Raw genomic sequence first — 24,518 nt, 5'->3', positions numbered from 1 at the left:
CTAATATTGATCTAATCTTAATTGTACGGTTCAGAGGCCTATCTGTTGCCGCGATTAGACCTAACGGAGCACGTTTTGAATGAGAAATAACCAGCCTGTTACTCAAAAAGAGTATAAATACCCTTCTCACTATAGACTTATTTCGTCTACCGATAAGCGCGGTGTCATACAGCACTGTAACGACGATTTTGCAGAGGTCAGTGGTTTCGAGCGTGATGAACTAATAGGTAAAAACCATAACCTTATTCGTCACCCCGATATGCCACCTTCAGTATTCAAGGAAATGTGGGCAACACTAGAATCGGGTAAGTGCTGGCTTGGGTTGGTGAAAAATAGACGAAAAAATGGCGACCATTATTGGGTATCGGCGTTTGTAACGCCGGTTTACGAAAGTGGCGCTATTGTTGGTTACGAGTCTGTTCGTGTGCCCGCGTTTGATGATGAGATTAGGCGCGCAACCGACATGTACAAGCGGCTCAATGCGGGGCAGTCTTCAACGCCTTTATCACAACAGGTTACCCAAGGCTTAGCTCATGTGTGGCCCTCTCTATTGATTGGGCTGTTTATGGTGGCAGCAGTGTGGTTTACCGCAAATACAACTGCAGCTGTTATTTCATTTGTCGCGCTTCTTGTATTAATTGCAGCTCAAGCGGGCAAAACGAAAGCTGAATGGAAAGAGTTTCTGTCGCTAAGCCCCGAAAGTTATAACAATGAAATTGTTGCGCAAACCTATTTCGCTGATGCCAGTCATATTGCGCGAGCAAAACTGACGTTGGGGTGCGAACTTGCCCGCACCAGAACGGCGTTAGCACGGATCAAAGATGCATCTGCTGGCTTAGAAGCGGTTTCTAGAACAACCCATACTCAAGCAGAAAACACGAGTGCCGCGGTTGTACAGCAAAATCAGGCAACACAACAAATAGCGTCTGCGGTAACGCAAATGAGCCAAGCTATTCAAGAAGTAGCAGAGCGCGTAGAGAGCAATGCGAAAAGCGCAAAAACCGCTGCTATGAATGTGGATATGGGTAATCAAAAAGCAGAAGAGGCCATGCAGGCGATAGTGTCTTTGCGCCAAGCGGTAGAATCTATTTCAGAGACAGTGACCGAGTTAGCGCAGTCTACGAGCGATATTGGCGAAGCAGCCAACATCATTTCTGCCATCGCCGAGCAAACCAATTTGCTGGCGCTTAACGCGGCCATAGAGGCGGCAAGAGCGGGAGAGCAAGGTAGAGGCTTTGCGGTTGTTGCCGATGAGGTGCGTACGCTGGCCTCACGTACTCGCGATTCAACAGATAAAATACATAATATTATCAACGAGCTTGCAGAGCGCTCGGACAGAGCAGTTAGAGTGTCTACCGACGGACTGGCGTCTGCTGAAAAAGGCAGCTTGATTGTCGAGGAAACTCGCGGAGCCTTATTTGAGATAAATAATGCAGTGAGCGGTATTGCAGATGCTACTGTTGAGATGTCATCGGCCGTTGAAGAGCAAAGTACGGTAGCCGAGCATATTAATCAGCAGCTTGTAGATGTGGCAGATGGCGCTGAAGAGACGCAGCGTTCCTCTGAAGCCTCACTTGCAGCGAGTGATGATTTAAAAGAAACAGTCAAACAAGTTCACGAACTCGTACTTCGCTTTAGTACCGAAAAACGCGTTGGTGAATAGCAGTCGTTTAGCAAAGTTAACGAGTAGGCTCTATGCCCACTCGTTAACTGTCATTTAAATCTCTGTGTAACCCCCGTCTATAGGCGGCATACGCGGGGAAAAAAGATACAAGATAAGTGCTTATTACAACAAGTAGTACGATAATAGCACTGCTTTTTGTGACTAGTACGCTTCCTAAAAATACCCCGTATTCGCTACTTAGCCAGGGCTTTATACCGTGTAAAAGGCCTAGCACTAATAATATACTTATACAGCAACCCGCAAGTGCGATAAGCAATGCTTCTATCTGCACCAGTATTAACAATGTTGCTGGGCTTGCCCCTATTATGCGAAGTACCGCAATTTCGCGGTAACGCTCTCGCATTGTTGCTAGCAGCATAGTGGAAAGCCCAAACAGTGAAGAAACAACAATGAGTGTTGATAGCAATAAAAGTAATGCCTCTACATTTCCCATGATTTGCCATAGTTCAGCAAGCGCCATTCCTGGCAATATAGCAAGCAACGGCTCATCGCTACGCTGATTAATTTGATATTGTAGTTGCAGAGCCGTTACTCGGTTTTCTAGCCCTAACATTACCGCCGATACTGAAGAGGTGCGGATGCTATCAATGTCATAGTTCTCATAATGCTCCTCATGATGCTCCTCATGATCCTTTTCATCGCGCCTTGAAGCATGGTCTTCGCTGTGTTCTGCTTCATGCACTTCAGCGCCATGCTGACCTGAAGAATGAGGTTTCGCTAACGCTGATGACTTTTTAATTACTGTTGGCTTTTTAATGGTTAACGGTTTAGTAATAGATGAAGAAGCACTATGGCTATGCGCTTGTTCTAAGCCGCTAAGGGTAATGTAAACCGCTTTATCAACAGGGGTGCCTGTTTTATTCAATACGCCTACCACGGTAAATGGGTAGGCGTCGTGCTGACGAAATGAAACATTGCCCAAACCATGGGATATAACAATGTTATCGGCGACGGAGTATCCTAAGCTCTCGGCAATATCTGCACCTATAACTGTAGAGCCAGCGTCGGAAAAAAGGCCTCCAGATGCAAAGGATAAAGGCTGTTTATCGCCATACTTAAAATGTTGGAAGTAGGCATTTGTGGTTCCAATAACACGAAAACCTTTATGCGTATCGCCAAGAGAGATAGGTATCAGCCATGAAACCCGAGGGTCTTCTTGAAGCGAGAGCACACTTTTCTTACTTATTCCTTTAGTGGGCGCCGACAGGTTGAATACTGAAGAGAGCAGTAAGTTCAGCTGTCCATTAGGTGCGCCAACAATAACATCGACGCCAGATACTGTTCGGGTAAAGCTACTTTTAACCTGAGTGCGAATGATATCAACCGAGAGTAAAAGACTCACGCTAATAACAATACTGACCAATGTCAGTAATGCCGTGCTTTTGCGACGTTTTAAGCTTTCAATGGCGATGGTGGTTAACATTAAAGCCCACCTTCCAACATCTTCAAAGACTCTGTATCAGAAGCAGCGTTATTTGGCGTTGTAAAATTCCGCATTTCTAGGTGGTTTGAGAAATACTTCATCATGTAAGGGTCATGACTTACGAAAACTAAGGCACTGTCTTTGGCGACACTTTTTAATATCGCCATAAAACTATCTCTTGCCTTCGCATCTAATGCCGACGTAGGCTCATCAACTATTAGAACATCAGGTGAATTTATTAGGGCGCGGGCAATTGCTATGCGCTGCTGCTGACCCACACTCAAAGCATCAGCTTTAACGTGAAGCACCTGTGGCGAAAGCGCTAATTGTTCAATTAACATAACAATGCGCTCATCGACTTTTTTACTTTTAATCGGGTTGCCAGCAAAATACATTGCAGCCTCTATGTTCTGCTTTACAGACAGATAGGGAATTAAATTAAATTGCTGAAAAACCACCCCGATGTGGTTGGCGCGAAATCGGTCTCGCTGTTTGTTTGAAAGAGAGGAGAAGGGTTTTTCTAGAAGGCTTATAGAGCCTGAGTCGGGTGTTAAAGTGCCGCTTAATAGATTGAGGAAGGTACTTTTGCCACTACCGGAGGGGCCGGAAAGAAAAACATGTTCGCCTTTATTCAATTGCCAATGGGGAATGTCGATAACGGGCGTGCCACCCTTTCGATAAGAAAAGCTAGCCCCATCGACAGCAATGGCGACTTTGTACGAACTCTCAGTTTTTGTTATCGCTTCCACGTAAATCCCTAACTAATCTCTCAAGTGCTCGCGTTTCATAAGCTGCTTCAGTACTTTGATACCTTATTACGGTAACGAGCTGACACAATGTATTGTTGCAACCATGCTACCGAATAAGTTGGTTGTTACATAGTTTTACAGCAAAAATCATTGTGTCTTCAGCACTTTTCTGTAGCGGGTTCTTTCGGCGTGATGCTCTGGCGCGTCACTAATAGCATTTACGGACTACGCACAAAGACTTGCCATAAAGTTCTTGTGATACAGTAAAAACGCCGCCTGGTTTAAGAGAGTTAGTCAGAAATTTAATCGCTGTTGCAAATATTTCTATTACAAGAAAGCGAAGCGCTTTATCCGTTGGCCTTAAGTTTTACTACTTCCGCGCTCTCATCTTCAAGCACGCTATCTGCAGTGGCCCCTTTAAAAATTTTGCTTACCTTGTCTTTATTCTTAGACAGTAGAATTGTTAGTTCTTCTACCGCCTTGTCTTCAAGAGTAATGCCTTTGGCGAGGATATACTGGGCTAAATTGTCCGCTGCATCTAGCATCTTATCGTACTGATCGGCTTCTTTTTTATCGGTAGTTACCAATTTTTCTACCCCTTTGTGCGTAACAACATACTGTGTGGTAATGGCCATGGTAGGTCCCCTTTTTGTAAGTTCCCGAAAACCTTACCGCATTTAACTGTATAAATAAACAGTTATTTGGTGGATTTTACAACAGCGCGTTGTAAAGTGGTTCAAGTTACATCCACGCTATATCAATAATTACTGTCAATACCTACTGTCTGTTCTGTGGATGTATAACATTTAACCAGGCCCTAAGATAATATCTTTTATTTTCCACTTTTCAGTGTCAACATACAGGTATGGGACGATTGCTCATTCATCGTGAAGCAGGTTTTTATTCCATAAAACCTTAAAAAGCTTGGACGCACGTAGCATGGAAAGACTTAAATGAGCACCACAACATCAACAGACATAAGCGCGATACAAACCATAGATGCTATTCCGCATATCATGGAGATGCTGGCAGATATCACGGGTTTACGATTTATTTGTGTTGCGCGGGTAACACAACAAGAGTGGACAATGTGTTCTGTGCTGGATCGGGTTGAATTTAATTTAAAACCTGGTGACCAGTTAGATATTCAAACCACGTTTTGTAATTCGGTTAGAATGTCCCAAAAGCCCATTGTTATAGAGCACGCCTCTAACGACGAGGAATATCAAAAAAGCCCTATCCCCGGTTTATACGGGTTTGAGAGTTACTTTTCCTATCCAATATACGATACCGAAGGGAATTTCTTCGGCACAATTTGTGGGTTAGACCCTTTGCCGGCGAAGTTAAAAACGGAGTCGATCACTCAACAGATATCTTCTTTTGCAGCGCTTATATCTCGTCAAATCACCCTTTACGAGTCTCTTGAAGATACCAAAGCTGAACTCTTTGATGAGCAATCTGCTGCCAAATTACGAGAGCAATATATTGCTATATTAGGCCACGACATTAGAACGCCTTTGTCATCAATCAAAATGGGGATCGATTTTCTCTCAGACTTGCCTCAAGAGCACACGGCTAAAACCATATTGAAACGCATGAATAACAGCGTTAGCCGTATGACTAGACTTATATCAGATGTAATGGATTTTACACACGGTAAAATGGGTAGCAGCATTCCGTTAGAAAAAAAACACACTAATAATTTAGGCGCACTATTGCGCTACACCGTGTCTGAGTTAGAGCTTACCCACAGCGAATGTGCTATCAAGTATCACATCAATATAAACACTTCGGTTTTTTGTGACCCAGACCGCTTAAGCCAGGTGTTGTCTAACTTATTGACAAATGCAATTGTTCACGGAGATATAACCAAGCCTATTCACGTTTATGCTGACTTAGTTGATAACGAACTTATTATACGCGTTACCAATAGCGGTGAGCCAATAGCAAAAGAATCTATGTCCCGTCTTTTCCAGCCGTTTTGGCGTCACGAGAAGCAGAAAGACGCAGGAGGTTTAGGGTTAGGCCTCTTCATCGCTTCGCAAATAGCAGCTGCTCACGAAGGAGTGCTGAGCGTCAATTCAGATAAAAAGCAAACCGAATTCGTCCTCGCCATTCCGGCATAGTCGTCAGCCCGCCATAGCAGCACATAATTATGCTCAGTACAGGTGATTAATGCTTGTGCAAATTCTACGGTATGCGTATAATGCGCGCCCTTACAGCCATCCTAACTCGTTCCTTGTCTCCATACAGTTGGCTGTACTGTCGAGGCTACAACCGTAAGGAGCTATAATGCGTCATTACGAAATCGTATTTATGGTTCACCCTGATCAGAGTGAACAAGTACCTGGTATGATCGAGCGTTATACTACAATTCTTAAGCAAGACGGTGGTCAGATTCATCGTTTAGAAGATTGGGGCCGTCGTCAATTGGCTTACCCAATCGAAAAGCTGCACAAAGCCCACTACGTACTAATCAATGCTGAAGCATCTGCAGAAGCTGTTGACGAATTGGAAAATGCTTTCCGTTTCAACGACGTGATCCTACGTAACATGGTTATGCGCACTAAGACTGCTGTGACTGAGCCTTCTCCAATGATGAAAGAAGAGCCACGTCGTGAGCGTCGTGACGATTCTGCTCCTCGCACAGAGCGTGCAGAAAAGAAAACTGAAACCACTGAAGACAACGCTTAAGGAGATCACCCATGGCTCGTTTTTTCAGACGTCGTAAGTTCTGCCGTTTCACTGCAGAAGGTGTGACCGAAATAGATTACAAAGATATCGCTACTCTTAAGAACTACATCACTGAGAGCGGTAAAATTGTCCCTAGCCGTATTACTGGTACTAGCGCAAAATATCAGCGTCAGTTGTCATCTGCGATAAAGCGCGCACGTTTTCTTGCGTTGCTTCCGTACACTGATTCACACAAGTAATTTGGCGAACTTAAGGGGTAGCTTAGATGAACATCATCCTACTAGATAAAATCGCCAACCTTGGCGGCTTGGGCGACCAAGTGACTGTAAAGTCTGGTTATGCGCGTAACTTCCTTTTCCCACAGGGTAAAGCGGTTCCTGCAACTAAAGACAACGTTGAAAAGTTCGAAGCACGTCGTGCTGAACTAGAAGCAAACATTGCTGAGCAGCTAGCTGCTGCAAACGCAAGTGCTGAGAAAATCAATGAGTTGGCTGAAGTTACAATTGCTGCACCTGCTGGTGAAGAAGGCAAGTTGTTTGGCTCTGTTGGTACTCGTGACATCGCTGATGCAATTACTGCAGCTGGCGTTGAAGTACAAAAATCTCAGGTTAAACTACCTACTGGTACACTTCGTGAAACCGGTGAGTACGACATCGACGTACAGCTTCACGCTGACGTAATCACTTCTATTAAAGTGATTATTATTGCTGAAGCGTAAGCGCTGACGATTAGTTGAAAAAGCCGCTCATTAGAGCGGTTTAATTAGATGGTCCGCCTCACCTCTAAGCTAATCTTAGAGTTAGGCAATCAAAGAGGCGAACCATCATGTCTACTATTAAAGTTCTTGGAATCGAAAGCGCCTAAACAGACTCCGAATACATTAGCGCATAACCAACCCCGTTATCGAAATTAATCATTGCAATAACGAGGCGGACCATACATTTTTATGTCTAAACATTTACTTACGTTTTTTGTTTTTTCCTTCTCCCTATTCAAGTACAAATATTTTACTATCAGTTTTATTGAAACCATTGAGCTCGAAATGAAATACGTCTTTTTACTCTTTACGCTCTTACTATGTGCATGCGCAGTAGACAATACTGTCCAAACTCTTGCGCACTCTAATACCGTAGTAAAGCGCTCGCAATTCGAGGGTGAGGAAGACCGGTTTGCCAACATTTATAAAAATTTTCCCGATTACCCAGTGACTTGCCAATCTAACTGCTATCCTCCAACTGAGCGCGTTGAGTGCGAAGCAAAAATGCAGGATTGCTTTTACAAAGGTAACAACCCTTCCTTATCAATCAACAGTGGCTTTACAATTAAATGGCTTGGTCATGCTAGCTTTGTTGTGTCTACCAGCAACAACCAGCAATTCTTGTTTGACCCTGTATTCGATCAGTTCGACTGGCCGGTAGACTGGGGCTTTAAGTTAGCAGAAGGCTTTTTTCGTCAGTCTGCGGCAACGATGACACGAGATGAAATAGAGCGCACAAATGCGGTGATGTACTCCCATATTCATTATGATCACTTCAATAAAGCAGACATTAAACACATAGGTAATAAGCCTTCATATTTGGTGCCGTTAGGTTTTGCTGAGCACTTTCCAACAGGCGGTTTTGATATTACGGAAATGGCTTGGTATGCAAACAAAAAAGTGGGTGATACCACTATTCATTTTGTTCCTGCTCACCATTTCAGTAGTCGTATTGTAGTGCCGTATCTATATGAGGATAACGACAAGGCGCTGTGGGGAGGCTGGGTTTTAGAGAATCAGGGTAAAACACTATTTTTTTCCGGCGATACGGGGTACTCCAAGCATTTTGAAGATATTGCAGATCGTTTTGGTAGCATAGATGTTTGTTTACTTCCCATTGCTTCATATTTTAGTGAGTCTTCGCCTAAGTGGTATCGCAATGTTCATACTACTCCCGAAGATGCATTAGTGGCGGCTAAAGAGCTAGATTGTAAAGTTGTCATCCCATGGGGATATGGCAATGCAAGCTGGCAAATGGGCGACAAAACTTCTCATTCAGCCCTATTCAGGCTATTAAAAATGGACGAGAAGCTGAGCAATAAAATTCCGCTTTACATCCTCAATGAGGGAGAAGAAGTGGCGCTTTAAGAGCCACTAACTAGCTTTTTTGCTTCTTAAGCGGCAGCTATTTTTTCGCACTTTAAGCGCCATTCGTCATCAAGTATGGGCAGTGCCGACAACTTAGCTGCTAGTGTTTTGTCTGTCTTTTTGTGAGCACATTGCATAAGCTCATGTACACTCACCGTATTGCTGGAGCGCTCTACTAAATTTACGGCATCGCCGGGGTAAATTATGCCAGGCTCCAAAACTCGGTAGTACCACCCAGTTATTCCTCTCTCACCAACGAACCTGTCTAAATTAGAAATACCGTAACGTTGAGATATTTTATTACACGGCGCTCTAGGGGCACTTACCTGAAGTTGTACATTACCAAATTGCCAAATATCCCCAATAAACACGGTGGCGTCGTCCATACCCTCTACACTGAGGTTTTCACCTATGCTGCCTGGCACAAAATTGCCCTCTGGAAAGTGCTTTCTCAAAGTTAGGTAATTTAGCGGGTTATATTGATGCAATACTTTTTCAGGGCCACCATGCAGGCGTTGATTAGCTTGCAGATCTTCTTCTGTTTTGTCGATATGAACAGTAAGTTGCGCGACGGCTTCTTTGACAATACTACTTAGCGATTTACGAGGACCTAATGGCTTAGGTTGGCCTGCGAACAACGCTTCTACTCTGAATTCTGACATATCGGCTCCGTGTTTTTGAAAAAAGTTATTCTTCTCTTTAAACCTTTCTACTATAGGCTACGACTAAGGATATAACACTAACGAGATTCGTTACCCAGTGTACACAAAAAAGAGAGTGTCATGGAGCAGGCCCTAAAATCTATTTCCCCGAACAAAGAGGTATTTACCGTTAAAAAGGAAAGTGCACTTATTGCTGATGTGAAAGCGGGAGATAAACATGCCTTTAAGCTGTTGTATCAGCAGCATATAGGCCGTGTTTATGCACTGTGTTATCGCATGACGGGCGAAAAAAATATGGCCGAAGATGCTGCTCAAGAGGTTTTTATTCAGCTGTGGAGAAAAATTGCGAATTACGATGGAAATAGTCAATTTAGTACTTGGTTACACAGTGTAACTGCCAACGTCACCATTTCGTATATGCGTAAACAGAGAGGCTGGTTTCAACGCATGCTGAACATTGAGCTAAGTGGGGCCAGTGAGCCGGTTGCACCGCAACAACCAGATAACGAAGACTTAGAGAAACACATAAGAGCGCTGCCAGAGCGGGCTAGATTAGTCTTTGTTTTGCATGCGGTGGAAGGTTATCGACATGAAGAAATAGCCAAAATGTTGAATATGGCGGTAGGTTCAAGTAAAGCCCAACTGCACCGAGCCAAAGGGCTATTAAAACATGCCATGGGGTATAAAGATGAGTAAAGCTGACAAAACGCTATCGCAGCGAGTTCTTCAGATGCCTAAGGAGCAGCAGCCCGAGCGAGATTTATGGCGAGGCATAGAGCTTGGTATCACAAGTGATGAGGACGCTTTCGAGCAGCACTCGAATACCTATCGACGCTGGGGAAGTGTAGCGGCTTTGCTGGGCGTATTCAGTGTGCTCTGGTTCTTTACATTCGAGATAGATGAAAGAGAAAGAGCGTCTCCTGATAACTACGCGCTAGTTGAAGTGCAAAGTGCGCAGCAGCAGCAATACTTAACAACTCTGTTAGCAAGCTATGAAGAAACGCCAGCGTTAACAGAAAATTGGCAGCAACAGCTTAACGAGTTAGATGAAGCCGCAGATGCAATAAAAAAAGCGTTGAAAGAAGACCCTGACAATACCGCGTTAATAAAGATGCTACACCATGTTTTTCAACAACAAATTGCCCTAGTTGAGCGAGTGCACGCGCCAAAATGGCAGCAAATTTAATAAGAGGTAATACCATGAAAATAAGACAATCTAATTCACCATCATCTGTAGTCGCACATGCGCTCGCGGCGATTATGCTGTTTGTGGTTTCGTTAGGCGTTAGTGCAGGTGAAAAGGTGGATAAAACCATTGATACTTCATCATCGCCTAAAGTGGATATAGAGCATGTAAACGGGCGAACAGAGGTAAAAGTGTGGGATAAATCTCAAGTTCGAGTTTTTGGAGAGCTAGGTGAGCGAACCGAAGAGTTTATTTTTGAGAAACGAGGTGATGTGGTTGTCATTCACGTTGAAGTAAAGCGCAAGTCAAAACAATGGTATGGCAACGATAAAGATGGAGACGACCTTACGGTTTATGTACCGAAAGACAGCGACTTGCATTACACAGCAGTAAACGCAGATATTATGGTTAATGGAATACAGAACGCTGTTGATATCGAGGTGGTTAACGGTGATGTAACGTTGCAAGACGTTGGGAGTCGTGTCGAAGTAGAGTCGGTAAATGGCGATATTGAACTACGCAATATTATTGGGGAATTAGATGTTGAAACAGTGAATGGCGACATTGATGTTCAACACTCTGGCACTAGCGATATCTCATTTACCTCGGTAAACGGCGACCTTCAAGTTGACACCACAAGCCCTGATGTAGCGGTAGAAACTGTTAATGGCCGAATAGATCTCACCTTGGCAGAGGTCGATGCATTAAGTATTGATACGGTTAATGGAAAAACCACAGCTCGCATGTCACTGAACGCGAATGGACAGGTTAAAGCCAATTCAGTAGGTGGCTCGATATCGCTGACTTTCCAAAGTGATGTATCCGCCCAGTTTGATATTGAGGCCCATGCAGGAGGTAGTATTAAGAACCGTATTAGTAATGACAAAGTGAATAAGCCAAAGTATGGCCCAAGCAGTTCGCTGCGCTTCATAAAAGATGGGGGCGCTGCCAACGTAGATGTCTCCACCGTAAACGGTCGCATTGAATTAGATCAAAAATGAATAAGTAAGCGTTTTACTAATTCGATTACTAGGTTGAAAATTAGTTTTTAATCCATATTTATTAATCGACGAACGGCAAAGCTGCTCAGATACGGGCGGCTTTTTTATTTTGTGTTAAGTACTGCATGTTAAGTACTAAATGCTAAGTACTACATGCTAAGTACTACCCAGGGGGAAAACAGTGAAAATTATTGGACATGTTAAACGCTTTTGGAAATTCCATAGCCTAATTATAGGTGCGTTTGGCATTTGTGCACTCACGTTAGGATGCGCAATTAAGGAACCTGCAGTGTATGAAGGAACCTGGGTTGTCACAGATGCTTATCCCCAAGGTGCTAGCAGTGTAAGTGATAGCGCTGATAGCGTTTTAGGAAGCTCCGTAACCTATTCGGCTAAATCGGCCCGTTTGGACCAGGCTACTTGCGATGTGCCAGTATACAAATCAGAGCGTTTAAATTCAGACGATTTTTTATTTCGCTATAACGTAGAGCAACAGCAAATTGGTTTTACATCCGACGATGTTATCGAAATCACACTATCCTGTTCATCTGATACCTCTGACCTAGGCCGCACATTACTTCTTCAACAAGATGCATATGCTGTAACGCCATCAAAAGGTATGTTCTTCCGCCTTGAAAAAGCAAAGATATAAATTAGCCGAGTAAGGTTTTTTTATACAAGGAGACCTAGGCAAACCAAATGGTGCAGCAGAGGCGGGTTCCCTTTTTAGAATAAAAGTTGTGCTAGTGTGGCCAATCTCTAATTTAGCGTATTGAGGCAAGCGTACGAAAAGCGCATAATAGTGAATTGGTTTTGATACTCTGCAATAGGTTCGATTAGTGGCTTCTCCTCCTCAAGGCGATAAGAATATAGAAAAATTGAAGGTTCCACCTCACAGTATCGAGGCGGAGCAATCTGTTTTGGGCAGTATGCTTATTGACCCTGAAAGTTGGGACAAAGTTGCTGAACTTGTTACAGAGACAGACTTTTATAACCGGTCTCACCAAACTATCTTTCGCGCTATTGTTCGCCTACTTAATACCAACCAACCGATTGATCTAATAACGGTTTCAGAAGAGCTCGAAAAGCACGATGAGCTTGATGATGCTGGTGGGTTTGCTTATTTGGGCGAACTAGCTAAAAACACGCCTAGTTCCGCAAACGTGGCTTCCTATGCTCAAATTATCAGTGAGCGCGCCATTACTCGTGAGCTTATTGGTGTCGCTCACGAAATTGCCGAGATCGGTTACAACCCCGAAGGTCGTGACAGCGCTGATATTCTCGATTTGGCTGAAAGTCGGGTGTTTGAAATAGCAGAGCGCAGAACCGGAGAAAACGAGGGGCCCCGTGACGTAGGGTCGGTGCTTGGAAAAACTATAGACCGACTTGAAGAGCTAGTAAAGACTAATAAAGAAGTGACTGGTGTTACCACAGGTTTTACCGACTTAGATAAAAAAACCAGTGGATTACAACCTTCCGATCTCATTATTGTTGCGGCAAGGCCATCAATGGGAAAAACAACCTTTGCGATGAACTTGGTAGAAAATGCCATGATGGCAGAGGAAAAGCCGGTATTAGTATTTAGTTTAGAAATGCCTTCTGAGCAAATTATGATGCGTATGCTTGCATCACTAAGCCGGGTTGATCAAACAAAGATTAGAACCGCGCAATTAGATGATGAAGATTGGGCGAGGATTTCTAACACAATGGCTATGCTTAAAGATAAGGACAGGCTGTTTGTAGATGACTCTTCTGGTTTAACGCCTATGGATGTTCGCAGTAGAGCCCGGAAATTAGCTAGAGAGCGAGGTGGGATTAGCCTGATAATGATCGATTACCTTCAGCTCATGCGCGTACCTTCGTTAAGCGAAAACCGAACACTTGAAATAGCGGAAATATCTCGCTCACTTAAAGCCTTAGCAAAAGAGCTGGAGGTGCCAGTGGTAGCACTGTCTCAGCTTAACCGAACGCTAGAGCAACGTGCAGACAAGAGACCGGTTAACTCCGACCTCCGTGAATCTGGCTCTATCGAGCAGGATGCCGACTTAATCATGTTTATTTATCGCGATGAGGTATATCACGAAAATAGCGAAGATAAGGGGATTGCAGAGATTATTATCGGTAAGCAACGTAACGGCCCTATAGGTACGTCAAGATTAACCTTCCAAGGACAATTTTCACGGTTCGACAACTACGCAGGTCCTGCGATGGCCGATGAATATTAGCGTTCTTTTCACTAATTGAGTTAAATCAGCCCGCGTTAACGAGTGATTGATAAGGCGTGTGTAAAAATATGTGACATCAGCCAGCAGTGCTAAATGACCATGGGAGAACGTCAGTTAGAACGGGCTACACAGATACAAAGACACAAAAAAGGCGCCATCGGCGCCTTTTTTAATCGTTAAATCAGAAGATTATTTCTCTTCAGGTACTTTAACTGTGTCTTTAACTGTCACTGAAATGCGACGGTTAACACGATGTGCTTCAGCATTGCTAGCTGTATCTAGCAATTGTGTTTCACCGTAACCTACAGTATCTAGACGCGTTGCATCGATACCGTACATATCAACCATTACTTCTTTGAAGTTAGCTGCACGACGCTCAGATAAGTCCATATTATAAGACTCAGTACCCGGTGCAGAGGTGTGACCTTCAATTACTGCAGTTGTAGAAGGATACTGCTTCATGAATTCTGCGAATTCTGAAATTTCAGGATCCTTTGGCATTTTCACAACGGCACTTTCGTTATCGAAAAGAACGCGCAGTGTAATTTTTACTGTTTCTTGGTCGAATACAGTACAGCCTTTAGCATCAACTTTTACACCAGCTTCTGTATCTGGACACATGTCTTTGCTATCTACAACGCCATCGTTGTCAGCGTCTTTGATTGCACAACCCATTGCGTCTACTTGTGTGCCAGCAGGTGTGTTAGGACATTGGTCAACGCTGTTCATAACGCCGTCATTGTCGTTATCAACACTACAACCAGTTGCGTCTACACGTACGCCTGAAGGTGTCATTGGACATTGGTCCTTGCCATCTACTACGCCATCGTTGTCGCTATCCACAGGTGCTTTTGGCGTGCTTTTACCGAACGGTACTGCAAGGCCTAATTTAAAGCTGTAATCGTTATAGTCTTCACCGAAGTCATGGTAAGCAGCTACTTCAGTAATAAGTCTCACTGACCCATCAAGATCCCAATGTTTACCAATACCAATGTTGCCTTGCGTTGTTGAAACGCCTACTGACTGGCGCTTAACACCACCGAAAAGGAACCATGCGTCATCAGGCATGAAGTACATAGCATCTACGCCAACCATTTCACCGTCTGCATCGCCAGCAGAATTGCCCGCCGCGCTGTCTAGGTTTAAGTCAGTTATTTCAATACGCGCTGCCCAGCTTTGTGTGAAGCGAAATCCGTATTCAACTGATAGGCCTTGGCCTTCGTCATAGGCACCGTTTTTAGTTAGGGAAAGTGGGCGTGATTCGTCGGCGTTGTAGTACATGCCAGAAAGACCAATCCAGTGTTTGTAATCTGGTTCAGAAGATTCTTGTGCAAACGCATTCGTCGAAGCCATTACAGCAAGAGATAGCGCTGCTAGTTTTAAGTTGTGTTTCATAGTCACATCCTGTTTTACGTTGAGTGATTATCAATTTGATAATATGTTTTTTGTGCTCAAGAGCTTGATTCTTTAAGCTATGCACAAAGCATGCCATTTATTGTGTGGGCTATGCGACTGTCCCTTGTAGTGTGGCAATAATAGTGCGTCTTCCACCGTTGTAGCGGTGTTCACCGAGCATGATACCCTGCCACGTGCCAAGTGCAAGTTTTCCTTGCTGAATGGGAACAGTAATTTGACAGCCTAATAGGCTCGATTTTAGATGTGCGGGCATATCGTCACTGCCCTCATAAGTGTGTTGAAAGTAGCGAATGTCTTCTTTTACCGTATGATTTAGAAATGCCTCCATGTCTTGTCGAACTGTTGGGTCGGCATTTTCATTAACGGTAAGACTTGCGCTTGTATGCTGTAGCCAGAGGTGAAGCAATCCTACTTCTACTCTGCTGATAGAGGGAATTGCTTCTACTATGCGATCGGTGATGAGGTGGAACCCTCTTTGATACTCAGGCAGTGTAATTTTTTCAGACTGCCATACACTATTTGTCAAAACAGATTTCCAAATGAGCCATGCCCTGATCGCACATAAAAGGTAATATGATTTTTGCGCCATCTACCTGATGGCTGATAGTGTGTTGGTGACCAGAAACAACAATAGGAGTCGCCATGCCAAACTCGTAGCCTCGTTCTGCTAAGTCTCGTTTTGCATTGCCACAAATCATGTTGGTCACTTCACCAACCATGTCGCCCACTTCTGCATCCAGTTTCTCAGGACGCTCACCTACCATACGCTCCATTATAGTTAATGCTAGAGATTCGTCGAAGGTTATTGACATTGAACCCCGCACATTCGGCCCTACCATACCAATAAGACCAGACACGTCGCCTTTAGCCACGTCGCTTTGTTTTTTCTTTGGTTTGCCTGGGGTAAGCGTGGTCTGCGCCATTGTCTCCATAACATTGAGTAAACCGCCGATAAATGGGTTTACAAAATCAGCATTCATGAACTTGCTCCTTAGATGAGACATCTTCCGTTTGTTGACATTCAGCGCAAAGTCCATGTGCTTCAATGGTTTGTTTTGAGACGCGGAAGCCATGAGCTTCAGCTTGACTATCAAGGGTATCTTTTAAACCTTCAGACTGTATTTCTGCAACATCACCACAGCTGTCACAAATCAAGAACTGAACCGGGTGATTACATCCAAAGTGATAGCAAGCAACAAACGCGTTTGTAGATTCTAATCTATGAATAAAACCGAAGTCTAACAGAAAGTCGAGAGCGCGATAGACGGTAGCTGGTTTAGCGCTTGATTCAGTTTCTTTAAGCGAGTCGAGGAGTTCATAAGCACCCATGGGTCCATGCTTTGAAAGTAATATCTCGTACACTTTTTCTCTTAATGGCGTAAATCTCGCCCCGCGCTGTTCGCAGTAGGCACGCGCCTTGTGGATCAGTGTCGTATTATTCATGAATAGCTACCGTAAACTCGACTGTTATTAACTTCATTATTATAGAGTACTCTTAGCAAATTACTTTTATTGTGCACACGCTACAAATGCAGGGTTAAAAATCACAAGGGATCTGCAGTCCTTAAGTGAAATTGAGTGACAACACAAACACTAAGCTTTAAGTCTTTATCACACTGCTTTTACGAATGGGTAAGAGCAGGGATCGTAAAGTTAAAAAATAAACTTAACGTTTTTGTCATCTAAAGCGTGATTCGTCAGTAATTTTTGATGTTTTCAGTATAACACTGTGTTTTTGTGACACCAACACGCGTCAACGAAAACTGCAATGCGTGTCTCTCTGTTTCATGTCTATTTGTTTCAATGCTATTGCGCAAGTCTTTTGTGGCGTTTAACAAGTTCTACCTCAAGCAACTCACGTGTGCTTTATGTTATCTTGTTAAAAAAATAATAAGGCTTTTACTTATGATGATTAATTTGTCTCGCTCAGATATCAACGAACGTAAAGCATTGTGGGTTATCGTTAGCCGTGAAAAGTTAGTTGTTCGCGCCAATGATGCCTCCCTCCCCAATGCGCATTTCGAAGAGTTATCTTTCTTACATTCCTACGCTGAAGATGTACACGAACTGCCGCCTCTTAACGGGTCTGCAGAAACTGAAGCTCCCGTCTATGTTGTAGATTTAGGGTCTGAATTTTTTGAAGACCCTGGCTGGGAAAGAGTTCCTTTACGACAGCTGCTTTTTACTCAGCAAAATATCGCTTTTTCAGTGCTAGGGCGTGCCTGGCAATACATCCATTTTATGCGTACCCACAAATTTTGTGGACAATGCGGTGCTGAAATGGAAAGAGTAAATTGGGAAATGGCAATGCAGTGCCACCGCTGTAAACACAGAGCTTACCCGCGCGTATCACCGTGTATTATTGTTGCGATACACAATGGGGAAAAAATTCTGCTTGCCAAAGGAGTCAGGCATAAAGAGGCGAACATGTATTCTACCTTAGCGGGGTTTGTAGAGAGCGGCGAAAGTCTAGAGGAGGCAGCTCACAGAGAAATTTTTGAAGAAGTCGGTGTTCGTCTAAAAAACCTAAGATATTTTAACAGTCAGCCATGGCCCTTTCCTCATTCGCTCATGGTGGGATTTATTGCTGAGTATGATGGAGGAGAGATTCGCTGCCAGAAAAATGAGATAGATGACGCGCAGTGGTTTGACGTTGATGCATTACCAAAAATTCCACCCTCAGTTTCTATTGCTGGGCAACTCATAGCTGAGACAGTGTCTCTTATTAAAGACAAATAATTAAGCGCAGACAAATAAAAAACCCTGCCGAGGCAGGGTTCTAATATGGTTAGCACGGTCCCTTTGAAGGGGCTTCTTTTTGATTACGTATATAGTATTAGCAAACGATTTTATGAAGTGCAAGTTAATTTAGACTTTCGTTATATTCGACGTTTTTGTCTATGGTGTATATTTTTGCAGACACTATTCATCGCACTCACTCGTTGCTCCGCCGAAAGGACGTGTTTACATTCAGGTTTTTAGCACACCAAGAGATAATTGCTGATATAATTCACCTGTTTAATTTTAATCTCAAATCAGGTGAATAACATGTCGCAAAATATTCCTAATGTCGATAAACCAGCGTTAAAAAACGATCGTTATTTACGAGCGTTGCAAAAACAGCCGGTTGATGTAACACCAGTATGGATGATGCGACAAGCGGGTCGTTACCTACCTGAATATAAGGCAACGCGTGCTGTTGCGGGCGATTTTATGTCGCTGTGTAAAAATGCAGAGCTAGCGTGTGAAGTTACGCTTCAGCCTTTACGCCGCTTTCCTCTCGATGCCGCGATTTTATTCTCAGATATCCTTACTATTCCAGATGCAATGGGCTTAGAGCTCTATTTTGAGACAGGCGAAGGCCCGCGCTTTAAAAAGCCAATCACGTGTAAAGCCGATGTCGACAAAATTGGCATCCCTGATCCTGAAGGCGAGTTGCAGTATGTTATGAATGCGGTTCGTACTATTCGCCGTGAACTAAAAGGCGAAGTGCCCCTCATTGGGTTTTCAGGCAGCCCTTGGACGCTAGCAACATATATGGTTGAAGGTGGCTCGAGTAAAGCATTTACAAAAATCAAGAAAATGGCATTTGCAGAACCGGCTATTTTGCACACACTACTGGCTAAACTAGCAGATTCAGTGACCTCATATTTAAATGCCCAAATTGCAGCAGGCGCACAGTCGGTTATGATTTTTGACACTTGGGGCGGTGTGCTTTCGCCACGAGACTACAAAGAGTTTTCATTGCAATATATGGAACGTATTGTAAATGGCCTAACGCGAGAAAATGAAGGTAGAAAAGTTCCAGTGACGCTATTCACTAAAAACGGTGGTATGTGGCTAGAATCAATTGCTGCTACAGGATGTGATGCAGTAGGGCTAGATTGGACAATTGATATTAAAGAAGCCAGAGCTCGAATAGGCGACAAAGTGGCTCTGCAGGGTAATATGGACCCATCAATGCTCTATGCTCCTGCACAGAGAATTGAAGAAGAGGTATCAACTATCCTAGAAGGCTACGGCGAAGGTTCAGGTCATGTGTTCAATTTAGGCCACGGTATTCATCTTGATGTGCCACCTGAAAATGCTGGTGTATTCGTTAATGCCGTACACGAGTTAAGTAAGCCATATCACAAGTAAAAATAACAAGGTAATAAGGACACTTGATGAAACCTTGGTTTCTGCTTTTGCTTGTTTCGTTTGCTGTTATAGCTGGCTTTAAGTTTATTTCTTACAAGCAGAAGCTAGATAACTCGGCAGTGGAGCATGAGCGCCTAAGTAGCGTTCTAGCGCGCTCTCGCTCTACACAGAATAGCGAGCTAAAGGTGGTGCGCCCTACAGTAAATACAAAGGGATCAAAAGAAAGTGCCAAGTTTGTTGATGCTGAATCAGAGTTGCGAAGCATTTTTGGGGCATCACCTCAAGCAAACCAGATTTTGTTAGACAGTATTGTGTGTTCTGAAGCCTTATGTGAGATAGACGGGGTTTTTGTCGGCACTGTCGAAGAGCTCACTGAAGTGATAAAAAACTTGCCTGCTTCGCCTACCTGGGATGTTGGAACTCTCAATTCGTCAATAAATTCGACGTCTGAAAAGTCAGTACGCTTTTCAGCGACATTTACCCCGAAATTGGGAGTTCAACCAGCGCCAACGTCAATAGGGCGGTAAAACTTATGCATCTCGCGGCAGACCCTTTTCTACCACTCTAATTAAACGTTTCTGCTGACGCGGTGCTTCATCGCCCTTCTCTTGGGTGGATTTTACATGTAGTTGTTCGATTGCCCAGTCAATGTGTCTGTCTACTTGGTTGCTCACCATTCCTCGGCGAGCGCGAAGTATCGCGATACTGTCCTCACTATATGCTGCATTGCCAATCGCTACCGCGATATTACGCTGCCACTTCTCATAACCAATGCGACGAATAGGCGAACCTAACGTATTGTGTAAAAAGGTTTCTTCACTCCATGAAAAAAGGGTAGTTAAGGGCTGGCCTTGAAGTACCTCTTTGGCGTGAAAGTCTTCCTCTTCGGTAATATCTGCATAGCGATTCCAAGGGCAAACAAGCTGACAGTCGTCACACCCATAAATGCGATTACCCATAAGCGGTCTAAGCGTTTCAGGAATATCCTCGTCCGACTCTATCGTGAGGTAGGAAATACAACGTCTAGCGTCTACCTGATAAGGTGCCACGATTGCATTGGTTGGGCATATAGTCATGCATGCAGTGCAACTTCCACAACCTTCTTCAACCGGTGAGTCGACTGGAAGAGGCAGGTTGATAAAAAGCTCACCCAGAAAGAACCAAGAGCCCGCTTCTTTATTGAGCGTTAAACTGTGCTTACCCGTCCAGCCTATTCCTGCTTTCTCTGCTATGGCATGCTCTAAAACAGGGGCAGAGTCGACAAAGGGGCGGTATTCAGTTGTACTTAACGCCTGCGTAATTTTTTCACCAAGTTGCTTCAAGCGCTTTCGAAGCACTTTGTGATAATCCCGACCGAGTGCATAACGGCTGATGTAACCAATGTCTGAGGCGTTTAAGTGCTTAGCAAAAGAGGCATCGGGAGGAAGATAATTCATTCGCACGCTTATCACCCTTAACGTACCGGGTACAAGTTCAGCGGGCCTAGCGCGCTTCATTCCATGCGACTGCATGAAGTTCATGTCACCGTGATAGCCATTGTCTAACCATGCCTGCAAATGCGCTTCATGCTGATGCAGATCAATATCGCTTATACCAACTTGCTGAAAGCCTAGCGCTGCTCCCCAAGCCTTGATATTGTGGGTCAATTCAACGAGATCGATAGAATTAATTGCGGACATATTCTCATGCTAGATACTCAACTCACGTCAAGTTTATCATACAAACTATTTAGAGCCGACCAAGTTCGCGAAAACGAAAAGACGGCCGCGGCTAATTCAAACTGCGACATGTTTACGCTGATGCAACGTGCTGGCGATGCTGTTTTTAAGCAATGCTTAGAGCTGATTCCAAACTCAGATGTTTATCTTGTTCTCGTTGGCCAAGGCAATAACGCAGGAGACGGTTACATAGCGGCCATGAACGCAAAGCTTGCCGGTAAGCAAGTTGACTTGTGTGCCATAGAGCCGGAGCGCATTTTAGAAGGCGACGCCGGTATTGCGCAAAAGCGATGGTTAGATTCTGGCGGCGAAATTAAACACTTTAGCACACAGTTACTAGACCGAGCAGACGTGGTCATAGATGGGTTGTTAGGAACGGGTATCAATAGCTATATTCGCAATGAATTTGCTGATGTGATAGATGCGATTAACAGCAGTAGTACGCCGGTGGTAAGTGTGGACGTACCCTCTGGATTAGACGCGAATACAGGGCAAAGTTTGGGGCGCTGTGTGCAGGCTGACATAACGGTTACCTTCGTTGGAATAAAGCCAGGATTGGTAACGGGGGCTGGTAAACAATCTTGCGGCAAGCTTGTGTATGCAGATTTAGGCATTGGAAACGCGTTTCAGTCATTGGCAAAGCCAAGCGCTACTATGTTGAACATTGACCATTTTAAAGGAATGGGGCCAAGAGATGTTCACAGTCATAAAGGTACTTATGGTCGCCTTCTTTGTATTGGCGGTAATAGAGGGACAGCAGGTGCCATCCGCTTAGCTGGTGAAGCTGCCTTGAGAAGCGGTGCAGGGATGGTGCGGGTTTACACTCACGAATCCTCAATTGTTCAAGTGAGTGCCGGTCGGCCCGAATTAATGGTATCCGATAGTCATTTAGAAGACGCGCTCCAATGGGCAAGTTGTGTGGTTATTGGCCCTGGATTAGGGTTAGATGCGTGGTCTGAAAGCACGTTTGCAACAACGCTAAAGCATTGTCAGGCTACTAATAAGCCCATTGTTATCGACGCAGACGCGCTTAATCTTTTATGCAAACAGTCGACAGCTTTTACCTTGTCACAGAGTATTTTAACCCCTCACGCAGGGGAAGCGGCTCGATTACTTGGCGTCTCAGTTGATGATGTAGAAAGCGATCGCTTTAATTATGCTCGTCAATGTTCACAGCGATATCATTCAGTATGCGTATTAAAAGGTGCAGGAACGCTTATTGATAATGAAAAGAGAACATGGGTTTGTCGACACGGTAACCCGGGCATGGCAACAGCCGGTAGCGGCGATGTTCTCAGCGGTATTCTAGGTGCATTACTGGCGCAAGGTGTAGAAACCGATATTGCTGCAAAATACGGTGTGGTTTTACATGCAAAAGCGGGCGACGATATTGCCCAACAGCACGGTCAACGTGGTATGATAGCGAGTGACTTTTTTGATGCAGTACGTAGCCTAATTAACCATAACCAATAGCCTGAGTGTTCAGCGCATTTAACGTAATGGCGTGTAAGGTATCTACTGCGAGGTTTATTTTAGGTGGAATAACGTAGATGTCTTACCCGCAATCCTCATTTTTTGCCAGCGATGTTGATGATACTTCACAACTTGCTCAAGATCTTGCTAACGCAGTATCGAGCCAACTCCCTTCCGATGTGGTGATTTTTCTCAATGGCGACCTCGGTGCGGGTAAAACCACCTTCAGCCGTTATTTTATTCAAGCTTTGGGTCATTCAGGTAGCGTTAAAAGTCCCACGTATACTCTAGTTGAGCCTTATGAGCTAGAGAACGTCAATATCTATCATTTTGACCTGTATCGCTTAGCAGATCCTGAAGAGCTAGAGTTTATGGGCATTAGAGATTATTTTGGTGGGGGCGCTGTGGCGCTAGTAGAATGGTCTGAAAAGGGGGGAGAGTACTTGGCTTCCCCTGACTTAGTGATTAGTATAACAATGTCGACATCGGGGAGGCAGTTTAACTTAGAGGCGACAACAGCTCTGGGTGCCAAGCTGCTCCAGCAATGTAAGCGTATATAAAAACAAAAAGCATCTCTTGTTTTAACAGCAAGAGAATGAAGACGTAAAGGCAAACTATGGTGCGCAGTGTAATAACAGTATTAGTATTGTGTTTTATGACACAATTTGTGAATGCTGCACAAAATAAAATCAGCGGCATTAGAGTCTCCCCAGATTCATCAAAAACTCGCATTGTTTTTGACATGAATGGCGCACCAGAATTTACTTATTTCACACTGAAGAAACCGCTTAGAGTTGTTATCGATTTTAAGAACACGTCTGATTCCTTCAAGTTATCTACGGTTAAAAATAGTGGCAGCCTTGTTCGAAAGCTTCGCTATTCAACACCTAAACGTGCAACCTCTGCGCGGGTTGTGGTAGAACTAAATCGCAGTGCCGAGCCTACGCTTTTTGCTATGCCACCCGAGCAACCTTATGGGCATAGGCTTGTTCTTGATTTGGCGGATAGTTTGAAAGATGGTAAGCCGGACCCGTCAAATACCGCTAACTCGTTATCGTCAGCAAATACAAGTTCCTCAAAACAACGGGTTATTCTTGATGAGTCTAGCAGCACCCGAGACAGAGATATTATCGTTGCTATTGATGCTGGTCATGGCGGTCAAGATCCGGGCTCAATAGGTCCTTCCGGCACTTTTGAAAAGCACATTACGCTGAGTATTGCCAAAAGGTTGCAGGCTATGGTTGATGCAGAGCCTGGAATGCGTGCAATAATGACGCGCTCTGGCGACTACTATCTTTCACCTAATAAACGACCGGAAATTGCGCGCAAGAAAAAAGCAGATTTATTGATTTCCATTCACGCTGATGCTTTCACTCAACCCGAGCCGCGAGGCGGCTCTGTGTGGGTGTTGTCAATGCGAAGAGCGGATACCGAATTAGGCCGCTGGATGGAGCGTACAGAACGACACTCTGAATTATTAGGCGGTGCGGCAGAGGTTATTAGTGATAAATCGAGTGAACGCTATTTGGCGGAAACCATTCTCGGTTTGTCCATGGATCACTCAATGGCGACCAGTCACGATTTGGGTAACAAAGTTATAGAAGAGTTAAAAGCGGTAACCTCGCTGCACAAGAGAAAGCCTCAAGCGGCCAGCCTGGCAGTATTAACGTCACCAGATATTCCTTCAATTCTCGTAGAGGTAGGCTTTATTTCAAATCCTCAGGAAGAAAAAAATCTCAACTGGTCAAAATACCGTGAGCGATTGGCAAAAGCCATGTTTAATGCAGCAAAACGATATTTTAGACAGGTACCTCCAGACGGGACGCTGTGGGCCGCTGAAAAGGCGAAAAACAGGACGCACAAAGTACGCTCGGGTGAGTCGCTATCACTGCTTGCACAACGTTACAACGTGCGAGTTAGTCGCATTAAAGAAGCTAACAACTTAAACACTGACGTAGTGAGAATAGGGCAAGTACTCACCATACCCAGTACTTAAAAAACGCGCATTTCTCGTTCCATAGA

Annotated in this window: 26 protein-coding genes; 17 read left to right on the top strand and 9 right to left on the bottom strand. The window is 44.2% G+C overall.

From position 1 onward, the window contains the following. The first annotated feature begins 79 nt into the window (after positions 1 to 79). A complete protein-coding gene (locus BM528_RS17140) occupies positions 80 to 1,663 on the top strand; it encodes a methyl-accepting chemotaxis protein (protein ID WP_071980880.1) in 1,584 nt (527 codons plus the stop codon). Positions 1,664 to 1,706: 43 nt separating this feature from the next. On the opposite strand, the gene BM528_RS17135 is transcribed toward BM528_RS17140, so the two are convergent. From BM528_RS17135 to BM528_RS17125, 3 genes are all read right to left on the bottom strand, one after another. Beyond that, positions 1,707 to 3,107 carry an ABC transporter permease gene (locus tag BM528_RS17135; protein WP_071980879.1) on the bottom strand — a complete coding sequence of 467 codons (1,401 nt, stop codon included), beginning with the start codon at positions 3,105 to 3,107 and terminating at the stop codon, positions 1,707 to 1,709. Beyond that, positions 3,107 to 3,856 (bottom strand): ABC transporter ATP-binding protein, encoded by a 750-nt coding sequence (locus BM528_RS17130; RefSeq protein ID WP_442855891.1) that lies wholly within the window; start codon positions 3,854 to 3,856, stop codon positions 3,107 to 3,109. The genes BM528_RS17135 and BM528_RS17130 overlap by 1 nt, the downstream gene beginning before the upstream one ends. 347 nt (positions 3,857 to 4,203) lie before the next feature. Then, entirely contained in the window at positions 4,204 to 4,491 is a 288-nt protein-coding gene (locus BM528_RS17125; protein WP_071980878.1) for a YebG family protein, read from the bottom strand. Positions 4,492 to 4,809: 318 nt separating this feature from the next. Here BM528_RS17125 and BM528_RS17120 point away from each other — a divergent pair, with 318 nt between their 5' ends. From BM528_RS17120 to BM528_RS17100, 5 genes are all read left to right on the top strand, one after another. Further along, positions 4,810 to 5,982: a GAF domain-containing sensor histidine kinase gene (locus BM528_RS17120; RefSeq protein WP_071980877.1), complete on the top strand. Its 1,173-nt coding sequence runs from the start codon at positions 4,810 to 4,812 to the stop codon at positions 5,980 to 5,982. Positions 5,983 to 6,148: 166 nt separating this feature from the next. Then, positions 6,149 to 6,550 carry a 30S ribosomal protein S6 gene (gene rpsF / locus BM528_RS17115; protein WP_071980876.1) on the top strand — a complete coding sequence of 134 codons (402 nt, stop codon included), beginning with the start codon at positions 6,149 to 6,151 and terminating at the stop codon, positions 6,548 to 6,550. 11 nt (positions 6,551 to 6,561) lie between these two features. Next, a complete protein-coding gene (gene rpsR, locus BM528_RS17110) occupies positions 6,562 to 6,789 on the top strand; it encodes a 30S ribosomal protein S18 (RefSeq protein WP_012519954.1) in 228 nt (75 codons plus the stop codon). A gap of 26 nt (positions 6,790 to 6,815) precedes the next feature. Continuing rightward, positions 6,816 to 7,268 carry a 50S ribosomal protein L9 gene (gene rplI / locus BM528_RS17105; RefSeq protein ID WP_071980875.1) on the top strand — a complete coding sequence of 151 codons (453 nt, stop codon included), beginning with the start codon at positions 6,816 to 6,818 and terminating at the stop codon, positions 7,266 to 7,268. Positions 7,269 to 7,592: 324 nt separating this feature from the next. Continuing rightward, positions 7,593 to 8,675 carry an MBL fold metallo-hydrolase gene (locus BM528_RS17100; protein ID WP_071981384.1) on the top strand — a complete coding sequence of 361 codons (1,083 nt, stop codon included), beginning with the start codon at positions 7,593 to 7,595 and terminating at the stop codon, positions 8,673 to 8,675. A 26-nt stretch (positions 8,676 to 8,701) separates the two neighbouring features. Here the strand turns inward: BM528_RS17100 and BM528_RS17095 are convergent, their stop codons facing one another. Beyond that, the gene (locus BM528_RS17095; RefSeq protein WP_071980874.1) at positions 8,702 to 9,337 is read right to left on the bottom strand and encodes an MOSC domain-containing protein; all 636 of its coding nucleotides are present in this window, start codon (positions 9,335 to 9,337) and stop codon (positions 8,702 to 8,704) included. 120 nt (positions 9,338 to 9,457) lie between these two features. On the opposite strand from BM528_RS17095, the gene BM528_RS17090 reads away from it, so the two are divergent. The 5 genes from BM528_RS17090 to dnaB all read left to right on the top strand — a co-directional run bounded on the left by BM528_RS17090 (position 9,458) and on the right by dnaB (position 13,749). Further along, complete coding sequence (locus BM528_RS17090) at positions 9,458 to 10,033, top strand: RNA polymerase sigma factor (RefSeq protein WP_071980873.1); 576 nt, start codon at positions 9,458 to 9,460, stop codon at positions 10,031 to 10,033. Further along, positions 10,026 to 10,523, top strand: a complete 498-nt coding sequence (locus BM528_RS17085; RefSeq protein ID WP_071980872.1) for a hypothetical protein — start codon at positions 10,026 to 10,028, stop codon at positions 10,521 to 10,523. Before BM528_RS17090 ends, BM528_RS17085 begins: the two co-directional genes overlap by 8 nt. A 14-nt stretch (positions 10,524 to 10,537) precedes the next feature. After that, the gene (locus BM528_RS17080; RefSeq protein WP_083595411.1) at positions 10,538 to 11,524 is read left to right on the top strand and encodes a DUF4097 family beta strand repeat-containing protein; all 987 of its coding nucleotides are present in this window, start codon (positions 10,538 to 10,540) and stop codon (positions 11,522 to 11,524) included. Positions 11,525 to 11,705: 181 nt separating this feature from the next. Continuing rightward, entirely contained in the window at positions 11,706 to 12,176 is a 471-nt protein-coding gene (locus BM528_RS17075) for a hypothetical protein (RefSeq protein ID WP_071980871.1), read from the top strand. 187 nt (positions 12,177 to 12,363) lie between these two features. Further along, positions 12,364 to 13,749: a replicative DNA helicase gene (gene dnaB / locus BM528_RS17070; RefSeq protein WP_071980870.1), complete on the top strand. Its 1,386-nt coding sequence runs from the start codon at positions 12,364 to 12,366 to the stop codon at positions 13,747 to 13,749. Between the two features lie 189 nt (positions 13,750 to 13,938). On the opposite strand, the gene BM528_RS17065 is transcribed toward dnaB, so the two are convergent. From BM528_RS17065 to BM528_RS17050, 4 genes are all read right to left on the bottom strand, one after another. Further along, positions 13,939 to 15,144, bottom strand: coding sequence for an OmpA family protein (locus tag BM528_RS17065; RefSeq protein WP_071980869.1), 1,206 nt, complete (start codon positions 15,142 to 15,144; stop codon positions 13,939 to 13,941). A 109-nt stretch (positions 15,145 to 15,253) separates the two neighbouring features. Next, on the bottom strand, positions 15,254 to 15,691 hold the full coding sequence (locus tag BM528_RS17060; RefSeq protein WP_071980868.1) for a secondary thiamine-phosphate synthase enzyme YjbQ: 438 nt from the start codon (positions 15,689 to 15,691) through the stop codon (positions 15,254 to 15,256). Continuing rightward, positions 15,681 to 16,145: a chemotaxis protein CheX gene (locus BM528_RS17055; protein WP_071980867.1), complete on the bottom strand. Its 465-nt coding sequence runs from the start codon at positions 16,143 to 16,145 to the stop codon at positions 15,681 to 15,683. Before BM528_RS17055 ends, BM528_RS17060 begins: the two co-directional genes overlap by 11 nt. After that, positions 16,135 to 16,608 (bottom strand): transcriptional repressor, encoded by a 474-nt coding sequence (locus BM528_RS17050; protein WP_071980866.1) that lies wholly within the window; start codon positions 16,606 to 16,608, stop codon positions 16,135 to 16,137. The genes BM528_RS17055 and BM528_RS17050 overlap by 11 nt, the downstream gene beginning before the upstream one ends. A gap of 462 nt (positions 16,609 to 17,070) precedes the next feature. Between BM528_RS17050 and nudC the strand changes: the two genes are divergently transcribed. From nudC to BM528_RS17035, 3 genes are all read left to right on the top strand, one after another. Next, positions 17,071 to 17,904 carry an NAD(+) diphosphatase gene (nudC, locus tag BM528_RS17045; protein ID WP_083595333.1) on the top strand — a complete coding sequence of 278 codons (834 nt, stop codon included), beginning with the start codon at positions 17,071 to 17,073 and terminating at the stop codon, positions 17,902 to 17,904. Between the two features lie 309 nt (positions 17,905 to 18,213). Next, entirely contained in the window at positions 18,214 to 19,305 is a 1,092-nt protein-coding gene (hemE, locus tag BM528_RS17040) for a uroporphyrinogen decarboxylase (protein ID WP_071980865.1), read from the top strand. Between the two features lie 26 nt (positions 19,306 to 19,331). Beyond that, positions 19,332 to 19,832: a hypothetical protein gene (locus tag BM528_RS17035; RefSeq protein ID WP_071980864.1), complete on the top strand. Its 501-nt coding sequence runs from the start codon at positions 19,332 to 19,334 to the stop codon at positions 19,830 to 19,832. A 3-nt stretch (positions 19,833 to 19,835) separates the two neighbouring features. Here the strand turns inward: BM528_RS17035 and queG are convergent, their stop codons facing one another. After that, positions 19,836 to 20,984 carry a tRNA epoxyqueuosine(34) reductase QueG gene (gene queG / locus BM528_RS17030; protein WP_071980863.1) on the bottom strand — a complete coding sequence of 383 codons (1,149 nt, stop codon included), beginning with the start codon at positions 20,982 to 20,984 and terminating at the stop codon, positions 19,836 to 19,838. Positions 20,985 to 20,990: 6 nt separating this feature from the next. Here queG and BM528_RS17025 point away from each other — a divergent pair, with 6 nt between their 5' ends. The 3 genes from BM528_RS17025 to BM528_RS17015 all read left to right on the top strand — a co-directional run bounded on the left by BM528_RS17025 (position 20,991) and on the right by BM528_RS17015 (position 24,492). Further along, entirely contained in the window at positions 20,991 to 22,496 is a 1,506-nt protein-coding gene (locus tag BM528_RS17025) for an NAD(P)H-hydrate dehydratase (RefSeq protein ID WP_071980862.1), read from the top strand. A 77-nt stretch (positions 22,497 to 22,573) separates the two neighbouring features. Beyond that, positions 22,574 to 23,056, top strand: coding sequence for a tRNA (adenosine(37)-N6)-threonylcarbamoyltransferase complex ATPase subunit type 1 TsaE (gene tsaE, locus BM528_RS17020; RefSeq protein ID WP_071980861.1), 483 nt, complete (start codon positions 22,574 to 22,576; stop codon positions 23,054 to 23,056). A 56-nt stretch (positions 23,057 to 23,112) separates the two neighbouring features. Further along, a complete protein-coding gene (locus tag BM528_RS17015) occupies positions 23,113 to 24,492 on the top strand; it encodes an N-acetylmuramoyl-L-alanine amidase (RefSeq protein WP_071980860.1) in 1,380 nt (459 codons plus the stop codon). Positions 24,493 to 24,518 lie beyond the last annotated feature (26 nt).

It is taken from the genome of Alteromonas sp. RW2A1 (assembly GCF_001886475.1).
GTDB lineage: Bacteria > Pseudomonadota > Gammaproteobacteria > Enterobacterales > Alteromonadaceae > Alteromonas > Alteromonas hispanica.
The sequence above is the reverse complement of the archived record's forward strand: the minus strand, read 5'-3'. Positions and strand labels throughout refer to the sequence as shown.

Excerpts from the sequence above, each read along its gene's own strand:
- BM528_RS17140 (WP_071980880.1), top strand. The coding sequence starts at position 80 with ATGAGAAATAACCAGCCTGTTACTCAAAAAGAGTATAAATACCCTTCT.
- BM528_RS17135 (WP_071980879.1), bottom strand. The coding sequence starts at position 3,107 with ATGTTAACCACCATCGCCATTGAAAGCTTAAAACGTCGCAAAAGCACG.
- BM528_RS17125 (WP_071980878.1), bottom strand. The coding sequence starts at position 4,491 with ATGGCCATTACCACACAGTATGTTGTTACGCACAAAGGGGTAGAAAAA.
- BM528_RS17120 (WP_071980877.1), top strand. The coding sequence starts at position 4,810 with ATGAGCACCACAACATCAACAGACATAAGCGCGATACAAACCATAGAT.
- rpsF (WP_071980876.1), top strand. The coding sequence starts at position 6,149 with ATGCGTCATTACGAAATCGTATTTATGGTTCACCCTGATCAGAGTGAA.
- rpsR (WP_012519954.1), top strand. The coding sequence starts at position 6,562 with ATGGCTCGTTTTTTCAGACGTCGTAAGTTCTGCCGTTTCACTGCAGAA.
- rplI (WP_071980875.1), top strand. The coding sequence starts at position 6,816 with ATGAACATCATCCTACTAGATAAAATCGCCAACCTTGGCGGCTTGGGC.
- BM528_RS17100 (WP_071981384.1), top strand. The coding sequence starts at position 7,593 with ATGAAATACGTCTTTTTACTCTTTACGCTCTTACTATGTGCATGCGCA.
- BM528_RS17095 (WP_071980874.1), bottom strand. The coding sequence starts at position 9,337 with ATGTCAGAATTCAGAGTAGAAGCGTTGTTCGCAGGCCAACCTAAGCCA.
- BM528_RS17090 (WP_071980873.1), top strand. The coding sequence starts at position 9,458 with ATGGAGCAGGCCCTAAAATCTATTTCCCCGAACAAAGAGGTATTTACC.
- BM528_RS17085 (WP_071980872.1), top strand. The coding sequence starts at position 10,026 with ATGAGTAAAGCTGACAAAACGCTATCGCAGCGAGTTCTTCAGATGCCT.
- BM528_RS17080 (WP_083595411.1), top strand. The coding sequence starts at position 10,538 with ATGAAAATAAGACAATCTAATTCACCATCATCTGTAGTCGCACATGCG.
- BM528_RS17065 (WP_071980869.1), bottom strand. The coding sequence starts at position 15,144 with ATGAAACACAACTTAAAACTAGCAGCGCTATCTCTTGCTGTAATGGCT.
- BM528_RS17055 (WP_071980867.1), bottom strand. The coding sequence starts at position 16,145 with ATGAATGCTGATTTTGTAAACCCATTTATCGGCGGTTTACTCAATGTT.
- BM528_RS17050 (WP_071980866.1), bottom strand. The coding sequence starts at position 16,608 with ATGAATAATACGACACTGATCCACAAGGCGCGTGCCTACTGCGAACAG.
- nudC (WP_083595333.1), top strand. The coding sequence starts at position 17,071 with ATGATGATTAATTTGTCTCGCTCAGATATCAACGAACGTAAAGCATTG.
- hemE (WP_071980865.1), top strand. The coding sequence starts at position 18,214 with ATGTCGCAAAATATTCCTAATGTCGATAAACCAGCGTTAAAAAACGAT.
- BM528_RS17035 (WP_071980864.1), top strand. The coding sequence starts at position 19,332 with ATGAAACCTTGGTTTCTGCTTTTGCTTGTTTCGTTTGCTGTTATAGCT.
- queG (WP_071980863.1), bottom strand. The coding sequence starts at position 20,984 with ATGTCCGCAATTAATTCTATCGATCTCGTTGAATTGACCCACAATATC.
- BM528_RS17025 (WP_071980862.1), top strand. The coding sequence starts at position 20,991 with ATGCTAGATACTCAACTCACGTCAAGTTTATCATACAAACTATTTAGA.
- tsaE (WP_071980861.1), top strand. The coding sequence starts at position 22,574 with ATGTCTTACCCGCAATCCTCATTTTTTGCCAGCGATGTTGATGATACT.
- BM528_RS17015 (WP_071980860.1), top strand. The coding sequence starts at position 23,113 with ATGGTGCGCAGTGTAATAACAGTATTAGTATTGTGTTTTATGACACAA.